The organism is Stenotrophomonas sp. 115C5 (assembly GCF_056861055.1).
The window spans coordinates 189,811-203,648 of the sequence record NZ_JBSPUQ010000004.1 but is presented as its reverse complement, the minus strand read 5'-3'; the positions used below and the strand labels follow the sequence as shown (position 1 = coordinate 203,648).

Here is a 13,838-nt window from a genome sequence, read left to right as displayed (position 1 = left end):
CAGCGGCCGCCGGATGCGGATACTGGGCGCGGCCCCAGCCGGAAGCGCATCCCGGTACCCCTTCATCCACGACTCACCCATGAGGATCTGGCCATGAAATCCGGAATCGATTCGATCAAGGTTGTACTGCTGGTGCTGTGCAGTTGGCTGGCAATGGCGGGCAGTGCCCTTGCTGCAGGCCCGGCCGGGCATTGGGACATTGGCCTGTACGGCAATCTGTTCGGCGCCCGCGAATACCAGGTGTGGGTGCCCGCCGGCTACGACGACACACAACCGCTGCCTTTGCTGCTGGTGCTGCACGGCTGCGTGACCGGACCGAACCTGATGGGCGAGGCCTCGGGCTTCAACGATGTGGCCGACACCGAAGGCTTCATCGTGGTCTACCCCCGGCAGAACGTCACCTCCAATCCGGCCCGCTGCTGGAATTGGCAGCTGCCGATCAACCAGGCACGCGACAGTGGCGAGCCCTCGCTCCTGGCCGGCATCGTGGACAAAGTGAAGGCGGCTTACAGCGTTGATCCGCATCACGTGTACGTCACCGGCATTTCGGCGGGCGGCGCGATGACCTCGATCATGCTGGCCTGCTATTCGGATGTGTTCGCCGCAGGTGCCATCCATTCCGGTGGCATGTTCAAGGGCGCGACCACGATTTCCGGTAGCGCCTACGCACTGTTGGCCGGCAGCATCTACTCGCCGGACAGCAACGGTCGCCTGGCATGGCAGTGTTCGGGCTCACCGACGCCGCGACCGCTGCCGGTGCTGGTGTTCCATGGCAGTGCCGACCTGACCGTCAACCCGGTGAACGGGCAGCAGGCGGTGCGCCAGTTCCTGCAGACCAATGACCTGGCCGACGACGGCATGGACAACGATTCGGTGAAGTACGTGCCGACCAGCACCTATCACGGCCAGGTGCCGGGCGGCCGCGCGTATACCGTCGACAACTACGCGTACGGCGGCAGGACGCTGGTTCAGCACTATGTGGTGCAGGGCATGGGGCATGCCTGGAGCGGCAGCCAGTCGGGCCTGCCATTCACCGACCCGAAGGGGCCGGATGCCACGCTGATCACCTGGTTGTTCCTGAGGGACCACCAGCGCTGAAGGGGCTTCTGTTGCAGCGTCGAGCTTGATCGACGGTCAAAGGCCCCATGCTAGCCTTCCCCCTGGCAGGATTGCCTGACAGGGGGAAGGCCTGGAAACCCGACACCGAAATTCCATCGTATTGGCTGTATCCGGCATGCTCGCACTGGCACTGTCCGCAAATGCGCTCGCGCATCCGGGCGGGCTCGACAAGCAGGGTTGCCACACCAACCGGAAAACGGGTGAGTATCACTGCCATCGAGCCGCTCCAGCCGCCCCTCGATACGTCGACACTCCGCGCAGCAGTTTCGCCCCCGCCCCCGCGCGCGGCTCCCGGGCATTTGCCAACTGCGCGGAGGCCCGCGCCGCCGGGGCTGCGCCGGTACGGCGTGGTGATCCGGGGTATGGCCCGCACCTCGATCGTGACAATGACGGCGTGGGCTGCGAACCCTATCGGGGCCACAGGTAGGGCATGGCCCACCTGGCTTCAACTCCCGTTTCCCCGGGTTCGTCGGCCATCGCCGGGAGTGGTCGCACGATCTCCCCGTATTGCAGGGATATCCCCTAGGCTGTTGTGATTGAACTGCAAGGATGAAAGCAATCATGAAGCGCTGGATTTTCCTGGCATTGGCCACGCTCCCGTTCGCCACCGGTGCGGTGGTCATCCGCGACGATGTTGACGATGCCAGGTACCAGATCGACGCATCGGTGTTCCCGGCACTGGCCGACATGCCGGGCGAGGGTCATGGTGTCCTCATTGCTCCGCAGTGGGTGCTGACCGCTGCGCATGCAGCACCGATGGAAGGGATGGATGCCACGATCACCATCGATGGGAAGGGCTACGGCGTCGAGCGTGTCTTCCTGCACCCCGGCTACCGGAGGATGCCCGAGGCGCTGGGCAAGGAAGCGATGGCAACCGGGAGCGCGTCGAAAATCCACGCGTTTCTGGCGGCGTCGGATGACATCGCACTGATCAGACTTGCCGCCCCGGTGAGCGATGTGCCGCCGGTTGCACTCTACCGTGGCGCCAACGAGGTCACGCAGGTCGCCGCCGTGATAGGGAAAGGCGCCACCGGCAACGGTGCCATTGGCCTGGTGCCGGGTGGCTCACATCGCACGACGCTACGCCGGGCGTACAACACCATCACCGGCGGCAACGAACGCTATCTCTGGTACCGGTTCGATCCGCCTCCGCAGGGCCTTCCCCTTGAGGGCGTGCTCGGCAACGGCGACAGCGGCGGCCCGCTGCTGATCAGGAAGGAAGGGGCCTGGCAGCTGGTGGGCCTCGGCTCCTGGATCACCGCCGTTCCGGAGCACGCGCTTGAGGCGGGCTTCTATGGCCAGGTGGTCTACAACGTCCGCGTGTCCCGCTACCTCAACTGGATCGAAAGCATCATCGAGCGTGACGCATCACGTTAATCGTGCATCCGGGCAGTCTTCCGCGCAGATGTTCGCCCGGTCTCAAGTCATGCGACGGGTGTTCGTATCCTCTCCGCCATGGCCTCTTCGTTCAAATTTCCTGCGTGCGTGACCGCGTCCCGGCCATCCGGCTGGGTGCAGAGCGGCGAGCGCTGGGATCTGTGGTGGAACGGTCGTTCGGTGGCCAGTATCGTGCCGCATGCGGTGCTCGGGTTCCGCCTGTATCTGGACGCACGCAAGATGTCACAGGCCAAGGTCGTGTCCGCCGCCAGCGCCCGTCAGGCCAAGCGCTACGCCGAGCGCTGGTGTGCTGCACGGCTCTGCCCGCAGTTGCCTCTGCGCGATGCGGTGGCGCGGTTGGTGGCTGTTGCGCCCGGCGCGGGCGCCGTGCCCTCGCAGGCACTGACGCGGGAGCAGCGGCAGCAGGCCCGGCGCCTGGCTGAAGCCGGGGCAGGGGAGATGGGGCGGATCAAGGAAGCGCTGGCACCGCGGCCACACATGATGGCCGCCAGGCCCGAGGTGCAGGGGCGAGGTGGAGCCTGGTCTGTGTCCGGCCAGATTCCATCCTCCCCGCACCGAAACGGGAATACATCCCCAACCAGAGCTACGCCGAAAGCTCCTCACGCACGATCCGGGCCCCTTCGCTGAGCGCACGCAGCTTGCCACGTGCCACTTCACGGGCCAGCGGCGCCATGCCGCAGTTGGTGCTCGGGTAAAGCTTGTCGGCATCCACGAACTGCAGGGCCTTGCGCAGGGTGTTGGCTACTTCATCGGCGGTCTCCACCGTGCTGGACGCCACGTCGATGGCGCCCACCATCACTTTCTTTCCGCGTACCAGTTCGATCAGGTCGATCGGCACGTGCGAGTTGTGGCATTCCAGCGAGATGATGTCGAGGTTGGAGGTCTGCAGCTTGGGGAACGATTCTTCATACTGGCGCCATTCCGATCCCAGCGTCTGCTTCCAGTCGGTGTTGGCCTTGATGCCGTAGCCGTAGCAGATGTGCACGGCGGTCTCGCACTTCAGTCCTTCGATCGCACGCTCCAGCGCGGCTACGCCCCAGTCGTTCACTTCGTCGAAGAACACGTTGAAGGCCGGCTCATCGAACTGGATGATGTCCACGCCAGCGGCTTCCAGCTCCTTCGCTTCCTCGTTGAGGATCTTCGCGAACTCCCAGGCCAGCTTCTCACGGCTCTTGTAGTGCGCGTCGTACAGGGTGTCGATCATCGTCATCGGGCCAGGCAGCGCCCACTTGATCGGCTGCGTGGTCTGCCGGCGCAGGAACTTCGCATCCTCCACGAACACCGGTTTCGGGCGGCTCACGGCGCCGACCACGGTCGGCACGCTGGCATCGTAGCGGTTGCGGATGCGCACGGTCTCGCGCTTCTCGAAATCAACGCCGCTGAGGTGTTCGATGAAGGTGGTGACGAAGTGCTGCCGGGTCTGCTCGCCGTCGCTGACGATATCGATGCCGGCATGCTGCTGTTCCTGCAGGGACAGGCGCAGGGCATCCTGCTTGCCTTCAGTCAGGCCTTCGTCCTGCAGCTTCCAGGGCGACCAGAGCTTTTCGGGTTCTGCCAGCCAGGACGGCTTGGGCAGGCTGCCGGCGGTGGAGGTAGGGAGCAGTTTCTTCGTCGACATTGCGTCTTGTTTCCTGGGGGCGGATGTAAAATCGATGGATCAGCGGGCAGCCCACTGCTCAAGCACGGCGCGATACGGCTTGATGAAGTGTTCTTCGGTGAACTTGCCCTGCTTGACCGCCAGCTGGCTGCGCTCTTCGCGGTCGTAGACGATGCGGGTGGACGAATAGTCCTGGTGCTTCAGGCTGGGCTGGTAGACCTTGCCGGCCACGGAGTTGGCGTTGTAGATCTCCGGGCGGTAGATCTTCTGGAACGCTTCCATCGTGCTGATGGTGCCGATCAGTTCCAGATTCGAGTAATCCCCCAGCAGGTCGCCCTGGAAGTAGAAGGCAAGCGGCGCCACGCTGCCCGGTGGCATGAAGTAGCGCACCTGCAGGCCCATCTTGTCGAAATACTGGTCAGTGGGAGAGAACTCGCCCTGGCGGTATTCCACGCCCAGGATCGGATGGTGGTTCTCGGTGCGGTGGTAGGTCTTGCTGCTGGATACGCTGATGCAGATCACCGGTCCCTTGCTGAAGTTGGCGCGGTAGGCGTCAGACTCCAGGAAGTGCTTGAACAGCTTGCCATGCAGGTCGCCAAAGCCTTCCGGAATGCCGAAGGTGGCCTTGCCCTCGTTGCTGGCCGGCAGCACCACGCTGAAATCGTAGTCGCGCACGTAGGACGAGAAGTTGTTGCCGACGATACCCTCGGTGCGCGCACCGGTCTGCGTGTCGACAATGGTTGGGCGCAGGACCTCGATCAACGGGAACGGATCACTGCCATCGCTGCCGTCGATGTGCATCTCCACCGAGATGATGTCCAGCTCGACCGCATAGCGATCCGCGCTCGGGTTGTCCCAGTGCGCCAGATCGTTGAAGCGGTTGTTGATCATGCTGATCGTGTTGCGCAGGTTCTCCTGCCGGGATGCCCCGCGCGCCAGATTGGCGAAATTGGTGGTGATGCGCGTGCCATCGGCGGGCTGGTAGTCCTCGTTGAAGGGGATGCGCGTGATGCTGAAGGTGAAGGTGTCGGTCGTCATGGGTGGCGTTCCGGTTTGCGGGGTCACTTCCGAATGCAGGGGTGCTGGCATCCGGTATTCAGAGAATTGCGGCGGTCTCGGCGATGGCGGGCGCTGCGCGATGGGACAGCGCAAGCAAGGGCAGTGCCCGCTGCACCGCCAGCCGTGCGCGCTGGATCAGCGCCTCGTCATGGACGCGACCCTCGGCGAAATCGCGGTCGGTGGCGTACACGCCGAGGGGCAGTGTGCGAGCCTGGAAGAAGCTGAAGAGCGGCCGCAGCTGATGGTCGATCACCAGCGCGTGGCGCTCGCTGCCGCCGGTGGCGGCCAGCAGGATTGGGGTGTCGACCAGCGCGTCCTGGTGGACGAAATCGAAGAAGTGCTTGAACAGTCCCGTATACGAACCGCGGTAGACCGGCGTGGCCACCACCAGTACGTCGGCCTGTTCAACAGCGGCCAGCTGCCGCTCCACAGCGTCGGGCACCTGTGAGCGCCACAGTGCGCCGGCCAGCTGCGGCGCCAGCTCGCCCAGTTCGATCAGGTGCGGCGCGCAGGCAACTTCCTCGCCAATCAGGTCCAGCAGGTGCTCGGCCAGGGTCGCAGCCCTTGAAGGGCGCTGCAGCCCGCCGGAGACGGCGACGATACGGAGGGGGCGGGTCATTTATTCGCTTTCAGCAGGGGAGGGGCTGCTTCGGCGCGATCTGCGGGGGGCGCAGTCCTGCAGGCCGGCTGGATCAGCAGGCTGGCAGGCAACCGAAGGCATGACCCGATGCTAGCCACGCCTTTCCATGACGTAAAATGGTATTACTTCACCAATCCATGAGTGAGATTCATCGTCATGCTGGAGCGGATCCACCTCAGCATCGTGCAGCAGGTCGAGCAGCAGGGCTCGCTCACCGCCGCGGCCGGCGTGCTCAACCTGACACAGTCGGCCCTGAGCCACAGCATGAAAAAGCTGGAGCAGCAGCTCGGCACCGATGTGTGGCTGCGCGAAGGCCGCAGCCTGCGACTGACCCAGGCCGGGCAATACCTGCTGGCAGTCGCCAACCGCGTGCTGCCGCAGCTGGATCTGGCCGAGGAGCGGCTGGGCCAGTTCGCACAGGGCGAGCGCGGCGCCCTGCGCATCGGCATGGAGTGCCATCCGTGCTACCAGTGGCTGCTGAAGATCGTCTCGCCGTACCTGGCCGCGTGGCCGGACGTGGATGTGGACGTCAAGCAGAAATTCCAGTTCGGCGGCATCGGCGCGCTGTTCGGCTATGAGATCGACCTGCTGGTCACCCCCGACCCATTGCTGAAGCCAGGCCTGAAGTTCATTCCCGTGTTCGACTACGAACAGGTGCTGGTGGTGGCCAGCAACCACGCCCTGGCCAAGGTGGACCACGTAAAGCCGCGCCAGCTCGGCCAGGAAGTGCTGATCAGCTACCCGGTGCCGTTCGAGCGCCTGGACATCTACAACCAGTTCCTGCTGCCGGCCGGCATCACGCCGCGGCGCCACAAGGCCATTGAAACCACCGACATCATGATGCAGATGGTGGCCAGCGGCCGCGGCGTGGCCGCCATGCCGCGCTGGCTGGTGGAGGAGTACGCCGCGCGCATGGACGTGGTACCCGTTCGCCTGGGCGCCAAAGGCATCCCCAAGCAGATCTATCTGGGCGCGCGCGAGGCCGATACCGGTATCGACTATCTGCAGGCCTTCATCGAACTGGCCCGTAACAGCTCGCCGCTTGCCGGCAATGTGGGCGGAGCGCGTTGATGTCGGCAGGCATGTCACTGCGGGCGGACGCCTTCATCAACGCTTTTTCACTGGAAGTCAGCGCGAAAGCTATGCCTGCGCTGCGCGCCGAGGCGGCCCGCATACCGCGCGGCACAATCATCTCCATTCCCTGGTTGGCCAGCGAGGACGACGATGCACGCCTGGCCGCCGCATGCGCGGTGCGCGAGCTCGGCTTCGAGCCGATGCCGCATCTCTCCGCCCGGCGTATCGGTTCACACGCAGCACTTGAGCGCTTCCTGGAACGTGCCGCCGGCGAAGCCGGGGTCGCGCGTTGCCTGCTGATCGCGGGTGACCTGGCCACGCCCATCGGACCATTTGCAGACAGCGCGTCGATCATCGAGACCGGTCTTCTGGAGCGACACGGTATCAAGGTCGTCGCCATCGGCGGGCATCCGGAAGGCCACCCGGTAATGAGCAGTGACGAACGCTGGCAGGCGCTTCAACACAAATGCCAGCGCATCGAAGCACGCGGCATGGCCCCCTTGATCGTCACCCAGTTCGCGTTCGATGCCGATACCGTGCTGGCCTGGCTGGATGCACTGCGCACGCGTGGCATCACCGTTCCGGTACTGGTCGGTGTGCCGGGTCCGGCCAGCATCACCCGCTTGCTGCGTTATGCGGCGATGTGCGGCGTAGGCGCCAGTGCATCGATGCTCGCCCGGTATGGCATCTCGATCGGCCGCCTGCTCGGAACGGCGGGGCCGGAGGTGTTCGTCGATCGCCTGGTGAAGGGGCTGACCAGCGCGCATGGCCAGGTCAGCCCGCACCTGTTCCCGTTCGGCGGTGTTGCGCCCTCGCTGGAGTGGATCGAGCAGTACCGGCAGCGTGTTCGCGGTGCACGCGGCGTAATCCACGAAGACTGACAGCTGTCACTGGTCGCCATTGGGGCGGAAGCGAATAGTGAGCGCCAAGGCGAGGGCCCCTCGCCACCACTCACCCAGGGACCGTTCATGAACATGCTCCAGAACCTCGCCTCGCAGACGCCGGTCTGGGTCTGGCTGCTCCTTGCTTTCCTGATCACCCGTGGCATCGCCGCCATGAAGCCGGCCGAAACCTCGCTGCAGAAGCTGGCGATCGTGCCCGCGCTGTTCGCCGTCTGGGGTGCGTGGTCGATCAGTCATCGCTTCGACGCGTCGCTGGCCGCCTGGAGCGAGTGGCTGGTCGGCATCGCAACGGGCGCGGCGCTTGCCTGGCTGCTGCTGAATCGGTTGAAGCTGAAGCTGAAGCTGACGCTGGACCGCAGCACCGGCAAGCTCTGGCGCAGCGCGGACTTCAGCCTGTTGCCGCTGCTGCTGATCACCTTCCTGGTGAAGTACGGCTTCGAAGTTGCATTTGCAGTGTCGCCGTCGCTGTCCGCCAATGCCGGCTTCAGTGCCGCCTACCTGCTGCTGATAGGCGGATTCACCGGCATCTTCGTCGGCAAGTACTGCCGGTACCTGGCCTCGTTGCGGATGGATGCGGCAGGCAAGGGGCTGAAACCGCAGGCTCACTGACCTGGTAGTGCCGGCCGCTGGCCGGTTTCCCCATGCAGCGTTGCGCGGGGCTGGCGCAGGCGTCACGATGCCCGCCACTGGCCAACACCGGAAACGCTGACGTCATGAAGACCACATCCTGGTTCTGGATCAACGTGGCCAGTCACTTCGGCATTGTCGCAGCCCTGGCCTGGCTGCCCGCACGGTGGACGGGGCAACTTGTGGAAGCCCTGGCCGGAACTCAGCCGGCTATCGGCGACACCCGCCATTTGGCCTTCATAGGCTCCATGTTCGGCTTTTGCGTGACCGCACTGATCCTGATGGGGGCACTGACAGTCACCGGCGAACTACTGGGTTTCTCCAGGCCCTATGCGCGACGGTCGGAGGCCCAGAACGAAGCGCAGGCCGTCCACCGGAAGGTACTGCTGACTGCATTCGCCACGCTCTCTTGGGTGGCCGGGGGATCGCTTGCCGGTATTGCGTCGATCTTCGCGGCCTCGCAATGAAGGGCGGCCCTGTCAGCGCCCTGTGTGCCGGAACGGATGGGTGCGTGAACTGCGGGGCTGCTCACGCCTCCCCGCGCCACTGGCTCATCAGCATCTGCAGGAATCGCTCCGCCGTGGGCGAGAGCAGGGCGCCGCGGCGGCGGACGATGCCGATCGTGCGTGACACCACCGGGTTGCCGATCGCGCGCGTCACCAGGGTGGGGTGATCCCCATCTGGCGTGGCCATCTTCGGCAGCACTGACACGCCGATGCCGGCCTCGACCATGCCCAGTGACGTCGACAGGTGCGTCACTTCATAGTGCCAGCTCAGCTTGAGGTTCTCGCGCGCGAGCGCTCCGTCCAGCAGCGTGCGGTTACCGCTGGTGCGATGCACGGTGATCAACTGATGCTCGGCCAGGTCGGCCCATTCCACCTTGCGCTTGCGCGCCAGCGGATGATCGCGCCGGCAGGCGAGGACGAAGGGGTCCTCAGCCAGTACGTCGAAGTCGAGATTCGGATCGTTGGCGCCCATGAAGTTGATGCCGAACTCGACTTCGCCACGTTCCACTGCCTGCAGGCCCTCCGTGGCCGGGATATCCAGAATGCGGAAGCGCACGTTCGGGTGCGCTTCGTGGAAACGCGCCATCACGCTGGGCAGGAAATAGAACGCGGCCGTAGGCAGGCAGGCGATGGTGACGGTAGCGCCGCGGGTGTCTTCGCGGCCGCGCAGTGAGAACAGTGATCCATCGAATTCCTCCAGCATGCGACGCACCAGCGGCAGCAGGTTCTCACCGACGGCAGTGGTGCTGACGCTGCGCGTGGTCCGCTCCAGCAGCGGCGAACCCACGGCCTGCTCCAGCTTCTGGATCCGGCGGCTGAGTGCCGGCTGGGAGACATGCAGGATCTCCGCCGCCCGATGGAAGCTGCGCGTCTCCGATACCAGCAGGAACGCGCGTAGATCGAGAATTTCGCAATTGATGCTCATTAGGTATCAATCATCTAAAAATCAGCAATTCACAGATTAATTCGGGTCATGCCAGTATCGAATCACAGAGGGGTCATTCATCCCCTATACGCATCAATCTAGCACACGTATGTCCAACGATCTGCTCAGCATTCCCTGCGTGCTCATGCGCGGCGGCACCTCCAAGGGCCCGTTCTTCCTGGCCAGCGACCTTCCGGCGAACACCGCCGAACGCGATCGCCTGCTGTTGGAAGTGATGGGGTCGGGTCATCCGCTGCAGATCGACGGCATCGGTGGTGGCAACGCGCTGACCAGCAAGGTGGCCATCATCGACAGATCCAGCCGGGCAGATGCCGACGTGGACTATCTGTTCGCCCAGGTAAGGGTGGAGCAGCAGGTGGTGGACACGTCCCCCAACTGCGGCAACATGCTGGCGGCGGTGGGCCCGTATGCCATCGAGCGGGGGTTGGTGCATGCTCAGGATCCGCAGACCGAGGTGCGCATCCACAACGTCAACACCGGCAAGCTGATCATCGCGACGGTGGAAACGCCCGGCGGCAATGTGGTCTATCGCGGTGATACGCGCATTGCCGGCGCGCCGGGCTCGGCCGCGCCGGTCAGGCTTTCTTTCCTTGATGCGGCGGGCGCCCGCACTGGCAAGCTGCTGCCCAGCGGGCACGCGCAGGAATCCATCGATGGCGTCCCGGTCAGCCTGGTGGACTGCGCCATGCCGATGATGCTGGTGCGTGCCGAAGACCTGGGCGTACGTGGTGATGCTTCGCCCGCCGAACTGAACGCGGACGCGGCGTTCATGCGCCGGCTGGAAGCGCTGCGCATCGAGGCAGGTGCCCGCATGGGCATCGCCGACGCCGGCAACAAGGTCATTCCCAAGCCAGTGCTGCTGTCGGCGCCGCAACAGGCGGGCGATCTGCAGGTGCGCTATTTCATGCCGCACCAATGCCACACCGCACTGGCCATTACCGGCGCGGTCGGCCTGGCCACCGCCGCCGTCACGCCGGGCACGCTGGCCCACACTTTGGTCGGATGCCTGTCCGTTCCCGGCAGCATTACCCTCGAACATCCGAGCGGGGCCCTGGAGGTGGGTCTCAGTCGCAGCTCGGACGATACGCCGGTGATTGCCAGCGTGGTCCGCACCGCACGCCGACTGTTCGACGGTCGGGTATATGCAACGTCGCCCGCGCATGCCACGGCCAGTACCACCCACGACCGCCAATGGACGTCAGCGGCATGATCTGAAACCGGCTGGGTCGGCACAGGCGTGCCTGCTCCGCCACCACAACGTAGATGCTTCACTCCTGGGAGGGATGATGTACAAGCAGTTCCTGATGGTCGCGCTGTGCGCGGCCGGCCTGGCCGCGGCCGGGTGCAGCAACAGCGGCCGCGCCGAAGGTGAGACCACAGGCAGCGCTGACAACGCACCGGTGCGCATCAGCGTCGGTTCTTACAACCTCAACAACCTGCCGTTCTTCATCGCCGACGCCAAGGGGTACTTCAAGGACGTCGGCCTGCAGGTGAAGACCGAGAACTTCGCCCAGGGCGGCTCCAAGGTACTGCAGGCGCTGGTGGCCAATTCCACCGATGTGGCCGTCGGCTTCTACGACCACACCATCCAGATGCAGGCCAAGGGCAAGGACGTGGTTGCCTTTGTGCTGCTCTCGCGCAATTCCGGGCTGGTGATGGCCGGCCGCGAAGATGCCACCTTCGATCCGGCCCGGCCGGAAACCATCAAGGGCCAGAAGGTCGGGATCACCGCGCCGGGCTCCTCGTCAGACTTCTTCGTCCGTCACTTTCTCGCCCAGCATGATATTCCGGCCGACAGCATCTCGCTGATCGGCGTCGGCTCCGGCGCCGCAGCGGTTGCCGCCCTGGAGCAGGGCAAGATCGACCTGCTGGTCAACTACGACCCGGCCGCCACCCTGATCACCGAGCGCAAGGTCGGCAAGATCCTCCTCGACGCGCGCAGCGACGACGGCGCCCGCCAGGTCTATGGCGGCCTGTACCCGACCTCGGTGATGTATGCCAACCAGAGCTTCCTGGACAAGCGCCCCGAAGCGGCCGAGAAGATTGCCCGTGCCGAGCAGATGGCATTGAAGTTCATCGCCGACAACAGTGCCGAAGAGATCGTTGCCGCGCTGCCGGACAGCTACGTCTCCGGCGACCGCGCCACCTATGCCCGCGCGGTGGAGAACGCCCGCGCGATCTTTACCCGGGACGGTCACTTCACGCCGGCCGACCTGGAAACCCCACTGAAGGTGCTGCGCGAGTTCAACACGGATGTGGCCAAGGCGAACATCGATCTGTCCAGGACCTACACCAATGCCTTCGTCGAGCGTGCCAACGCTGCGGCGCCGGCTGCCCAACCGTAAGCGGAGGTAACCCCATGGCCCTCAATGCCACCGTGCGCCAGTTCAATGGCGCACCGCAGCTGGAGCCTGCACAGACCATGGTCGCCCTCAACAAGGTGACCATGTCCTTCGGCGAATTCACCGCCGTTCGTGATGTCGACATCCAGGTGGGTGACGGCGAGTTCCTTGCCATCGTCGGCCCGACCGGCTGCGGCAAGAGCACCATCCTCAATTCCGTGGCGGGTCTGCTGAAGCCGTCTTCCGGGCAGGTCAGCATCGACGGCCGCGCCGTCAGCGGTGTGCAGGAGTCGGTCGGCTACCTGTTCCAGCAGGATGCGCTGCTGCCGTGGAAGACGGCTTACCAGAATGTTGAACTCGGCCTGCGCTTCCGCGGCGTGCCCGAAGCCGAACGCAAGGCCAAGGCCAACGCGTGGCTGGCCAAGGTCGGCCTGGCCGGTTTCGAGCATCGCTACCCCCACCAGCTGTCCGGTGGGCAGCGCAAGCGTGTGCAGATGGCGCAGGCGCTGATCGTCGAGCCGAAGGTGATCCTGATGGATGAACCGTTCTCGGCGCTGGACATCCATACCCGGCACCTGATGCAGAACGAGCTGCTGCGTCTTTGGCAGGAGGACCGGCGCTCGGTGATCCTGATCACCCACGATCTGGAAGAAGCGATCGCCCTGGGGGATCGCGTGGTGGTGCTGTCCTCCGGCCCAGCCAGCCGCGTGGTGCGCAGCTTCGACGTGGATCTGGAACGTCCGCGCAACGTGGCCGAGATCAAGCTGGATGACCGTTTCACCGACCTTTACCGCGACATCTGGGCCTGCCTGCGCGGCGAAGTGGAGAAGAGCTATGCACGCCAAGACTGACAAATTCATCCAGCTGGCCCTGGTAGTCGCCGTTTTCGGCGGCTGGGAAGGCGGTATCGCGCTGGGCGTGATCGATCCGTTCTTCTTCCCTTCGCCGACGGCGATCGTGCAGCAGGCCTGGACCTGGTTGTCCGATACCTCGTTCTACCAGCACGTCTACATCACCCTGACCGAAACCGCGCTGGGCTACATCATCGGCACCGGTCTGGGTGTCGCCGGCGGTGTCTGGCTGGGCCTGAGCCGCCGCTCGGCCCGCATCCTCGATCCCTTCATCAAAGGCTTCAACGCAATTCCGCGCGTGGTGCTGGCGCCGATTTTCGTGTTGTGGCTTGGGCTGGGCCTGTGGTCGAAGGTGGCGCTGGCGGTCACCCTGGTGTTCTTCACCACGTTCTTCAATGCCATGCAGGGCGTGCGCGAGGTGAATCCGGTGGTGCTGGCCAATGCCCGCATCCTGGGCGCAAGCCGCAGCGACCTGCTGCGCCATGTCTACTTCCCGGCAGCAGCCAGCTGGATCCTGTCCTCGCTGCGCACCTCGGTGGGCTTCGCGGTGGTCGGCGCGATCATCGGTGAGTACCTCGGGGCCTCGGCGGGCCTGGGTTACCTGATCGCGCAGGCCGAGGGCAACTTCAATGCCGTGGGCGTGTTCGCCGGCATCATCATCCTGGCCGCCTTCGTGCTGGTCATCGACGCCCTGCTGGACGTGGTCGAGAACAAGCTGATCACCTGGCGTCCCAACGCCCAGGCACAGGCCACCAGCTGAACCGGCCGCGCTGAGCC

Annotated in this window: 16 protein-coding genes; 12 read left to right on the top strand and 4 right to left on the bottom strand. The window is 64.8% G+C overall.

The genetic code is table 11. The annotated features are described in order from the left end of the window. Positions 1-93 precede the first annotated feature (93 nt). The 4 genes from AC13FN_RS07855 to AC13FN_RS07840 all read left to right on the top strand — a co-directional run bounded on the left by AC13FN_RS07855 (position 94) and on the right by AC13FN_RS07840 (position 3,144). Positions 94-1,098: an extracellular catalytic domain type 1 short-chain-length polyhydroxyalkanoate depolymerase gene (locus AC13FN_RS07855; RefSeq protein ID WP_217015815.1), complete on the top strand. Its 1,005-nt coding sequence runs from the start codon at positions 94-96 to the stop codon at positions 1,096-1,098. Between the two features lie 136 nt (positions 1,099-1,234). Then, on the top strand, positions 1,235-1,546 hold the full coding sequence (locus AC13FN_RS07850) for an excalibur calcium-binding domain-containing protein (protein WP_217015850.1): 312 nt from the start codon (positions 1,235-1,237) through the stop codon (positions 1,544-1,546). 134 nt (positions 1,547-1,680) lie between these two features. Next, positions 1,681-2,496 (top strand): S1 family peptidase, encoded by an 816-nt coding sequence (locus AC13FN_RS07845; RefSeq protein ID WP_482984454.1) that lies wholly within the window; start codon positions 1,681-1,683, stop codon positions 2,494-2,496. Positions 2,497-2,574: 78 nt separating this feature from the next. Then, complete coding sequence (locus AC13FN_RS07840; RefSeq protein ID WP_100049918.1) at positions 2,575-3,144, top strand: hypothetical protein; 570 nt, start codon at positions 2,575-2,577, stop codon at positions 3,142-3,144. On the opposite strand, the gene AC13FN_RS07835 is transcribed toward AC13FN_RS07840, so the two are convergent. Genes AC13FN_RS07835 through msuE form a run of 3 tightly spaced genes read right to left on the bottom strand, consistent with a single transcriptional unit; the run spans position 3,101 to position 5,792 of the window. After that, positions 3,101-4,135, bottom strand: coding sequence for a methionine synthase (locus AC13FN_RS07835; RefSeq protein ID WP_049433748.1), 1,035 nt, complete (start codon positions 4,133-4,135; stop codon positions 3,101-3,103). The genes AC13FN_RS07840 and AC13FN_RS07835 overlap by 44 nt on opposite strands. 39 nt (positions 4,136-4,174) lie before the next feature. Further along, positions 4,175-5,152 carry a DUF1852 domain-containing protein gene (locus AC13FN_RS07830; protein WP_054171777.1) on the bottom strand — a complete coding sequence of 326 codons (978 nt, stop codon included), beginning with the start codon at positions 5,150-5,152 and terminating at the stop codon, positions 4,175-4,177. Positions 5,153-5,210: 58 nt separating this feature from the next. Then, positions 5,211-5,792, bottom strand: a complete 582-nt coding sequence (gene msuE, locus AC13FN_RS07825) for an FMN reductase (protein ID WP_482984455.1) — start codon at positions 5,790-5,792, stop codon at positions 5,211-5,213. 177 nt (positions 5,793-5,969) lie between these two features. On the opposite strand from msuE, the gene AC13FN_RS07820 reads away from it, so the two are divergent. The 4 genes from AC13FN_RS07820 to AC13FN_RS07805 all read left to right on the top strand — a co-directional run bounded on the left by AC13FN_RS07820 (position 5,970) and on the right by AC13FN_RS07805 (position 8,883). Next, positions 5,970-6,884: a LysR family transcriptional regulator gene (locus AC13FN_RS07820; protein ID WP_217015849.1), complete on the top strand. Its 915-nt coding sequence runs from the start codon at positions 5,970-5,972 to the stop codon at positions 6,882-6,884. Continuing rightward, on the top strand, positions 6,884-7,768 hold the full coding sequence (locus tag AC13FN_RS07815; protein WP_482984456.1) for a methylenetetrahydrofolate reductase: 885 nt from the start codon (positions 6,884-6,886) through the stop codon (positions 7,766-7,768). The genes AC13FN_RS07820 and AC13FN_RS07815 overlap by 1 nt, the downstream gene beginning before the upstream one ends. An 87-nt stretch (positions 7,769-7,855) precedes the next feature. Continuing rightward, positions 7,856-8,398: a DUF6622 family protein gene (locus AC13FN_RS07810; RefSeq protein WP_478411001.1), complete on the top strand. Its 543-nt coding sequence runs from the start codon at positions 7,856-7,858 to the stop codon at positions 8,396-8,398. A 104-nt stretch (positions 8,399-8,502) separates the two neighbouring features. Beyond that, positions 8,503-8,883: a hypothetical protein gene (locus AC13FN_RS07805; RefSeq protein WP_482984457.1), complete on the top strand. Its 381-nt coding sequence runs from the start codon at positions 8,503-8,505 to the stop codon at positions 8,881-8,883. Between the two features lie 61 nt (positions 8,884-8,944). On the opposite strand, the gene AC13FN_RS07800 is transcribed toward AC13FN_RS07805, so the two are convergent. Further along, positions 8,945-9,847: a LysR family transcriptional regulator gene (locus AC13FN_RS07800; RefSeq protein ID WP_010485668.1), complete on the bottom strand. Its 903-nt coding sequence runs from the start codon at positions 9,845-9,847 to the stop codon at positions 8,945-8,947. A 109-nt stretch (positions 9,848-9,956) separates the two neighbouring features. Here AC13FN_RS07800 and AC13FN_RS07795 point away from each other — a divergent pair, with 109 nt between their 5' ends. The 4 genes from AC13FN_RS07795 to AC13FN_RS07780 all read left to right on the top strand — a co-directional run bounded on the left by AC13FN_RS07795 (position 9,957) and on the right by AC13FN_RS07780 (position 13,821). Next, positions 9,957-11,078 (top strand): 4-oxalomesaconate tautomerase, encoded by a 1,122-nt coding sequence (locus tag AC13FN_RS07795; protein ID WP_460132530.1) that lies wholly within the window; start codon positions 9,957-9,959, stop codon positions 11,076-11,078. A 76-nt stretch (positions 11,079-11,154) separates the two neighbouring features. Further along, positions 11,155-12,213 (top strand): ABC transporter substrate-binding protein, encoded by a 1,059-nt coding sequence (locus AC13FN_RS07790; protein ID WP_049433743.1) that lies wholly within the window; start codon positions 11,155-11,157, stop codon positions 12,211-12,213. A 14-nt stretch (positions 12,214-12,227) separates the two neighbouring features. Further along, entirely contained in the window at positions 12,228-13,061 is an 834-nt protein-coding gene (locus AC13FN_RS07785) for an ABC transporter ATP-binding protein (protein ID WP_049433742.1), read from the top strand. Then, positions 13,045-13,821, top strand: a complete 777-nt coding sequence (locus AC13FN_RS07780) for an ABC transporter permease (RefSeq protein ID WP_005409726.1) — start codon at positions 13,045-13,047, stop codon at positions 13,819-13,821. The genes AC13FN_RS07785 and AC13FN_RS07780 overlap by 17 nt, the downstream gene beginning before the upstream one ends. The last annotated feature ends 17 nt before the right edge of the window (positions 13,822-13,838 follow it).

Coding starts and splice junctions, on each gene's coding strand:
- AC13FN_RS07830 (WP_054171777.1), bottom strand. CDS start 5,152: ATGACGACCGACACCTTCACCTTCAGCATCACGCGCATCCCCTTCAAC.
- AC13FN_RS07785 (WP_049433742.1), top strand. CDS start 12,228: ATGGCCCTCAATGCCACCGTGCGCCAGTTCAATGGCGCACCGCAGCTG.
- AC13FN_RS07805 (WP_482984457.1), top strand. CDS start 8,503: ATGAAGACCACATCCTGGTTCTGGATCAACGTGGCCAGTCACTTCGGC.
- AC13FN_RS07780 (WP_005409726.1), top strand. CDS start 13,045: ATGCACGCCAAGACTGACAAATTCATCCAGCTGGCCCTGGTAGTCGCC.
- AC13FN_RS07840 (WP_100049918.1), top strand. CDS start 2,575: ATGGCCTCTTCGTTCAAATTTCCTGCGTGCGTGACCGCGTCCCGGCCA.
- AC13FN_RS07820 (WP_217015849.1), top strand. CDS start 5,970: ATGCTGGAGCGGATCCACCTCAGCATCGTGCAGCAGGTCGAGCAGCAG.
- AC13FN_RS07815 (WP_482984456.1), top strand. CDS start 6,884: ATGTCGGCAGGCATGTCACTGCGGGCGGACGCCTTCATCAACGCTTTT.
- AC13FN_RS07790 (WP_049433743.1), top strand. CDS start 11,155: ATGTACAAGCAGTTCCTGATGGTCGCGCTGTGCGCGGCCGGCCTGGCC.
- AC13FN_RS07855 (WP_217015815.1), top strand. CDS start 94: ATGAAATCCGGAATCGATTCGATCAAGGTTGTACTGCTGGTGCTGTGC.
- AC13FN_RS07850 (WP_217015850.1), top strand. CDS start 1,235: ATGCTCGCACTGGCACTGTCCGCAAATGCGCTCGCGCATCCGGGCGGG.
- AC13FN_RS07795 (WP_460132530.1), top strand. CDS start 9,957: ATGTCCAACGATCTGCTCAGCATTCCCTGCGTGCTCATGCGCGGCGGC.
- AC13FN_RS07845 (WP_482984454.1), top strand. CDS start 1,681: ATGAAGCGCTGGATTTTCCTGGCATTGGCCACGCTCCCGTTCGCCACC.
- AC13FN_RS07800 (WP_010485668.1), bottom strand. CDS start 9,847: ATGAGCATCAATTGCGAAATTCTCGATCTACGCGCGTTCCTGCTGGTA.
- msuE (WP_482984455.1), bottom strand. CDS start 5,792: ATGACCCGCCCCCTCCGTATCGTCGCCGTCTCCGGCGGGCTGCAGCGC.
- AC13FN_RS07835 (WP_049433748.1), bottom strand. CDS start 4,135: ATGTCGACGAAGAAACTGCTCCCTACCTCCACCGCCGGCAGCCTGCCC.
- AC13FN_RS07810 (WP_478411001.1), top strand. CDS start 7,856: ATGAACATGCTCCAGAACCTCGCCTCGCAGACGCCGGTCTGGGTCTGG.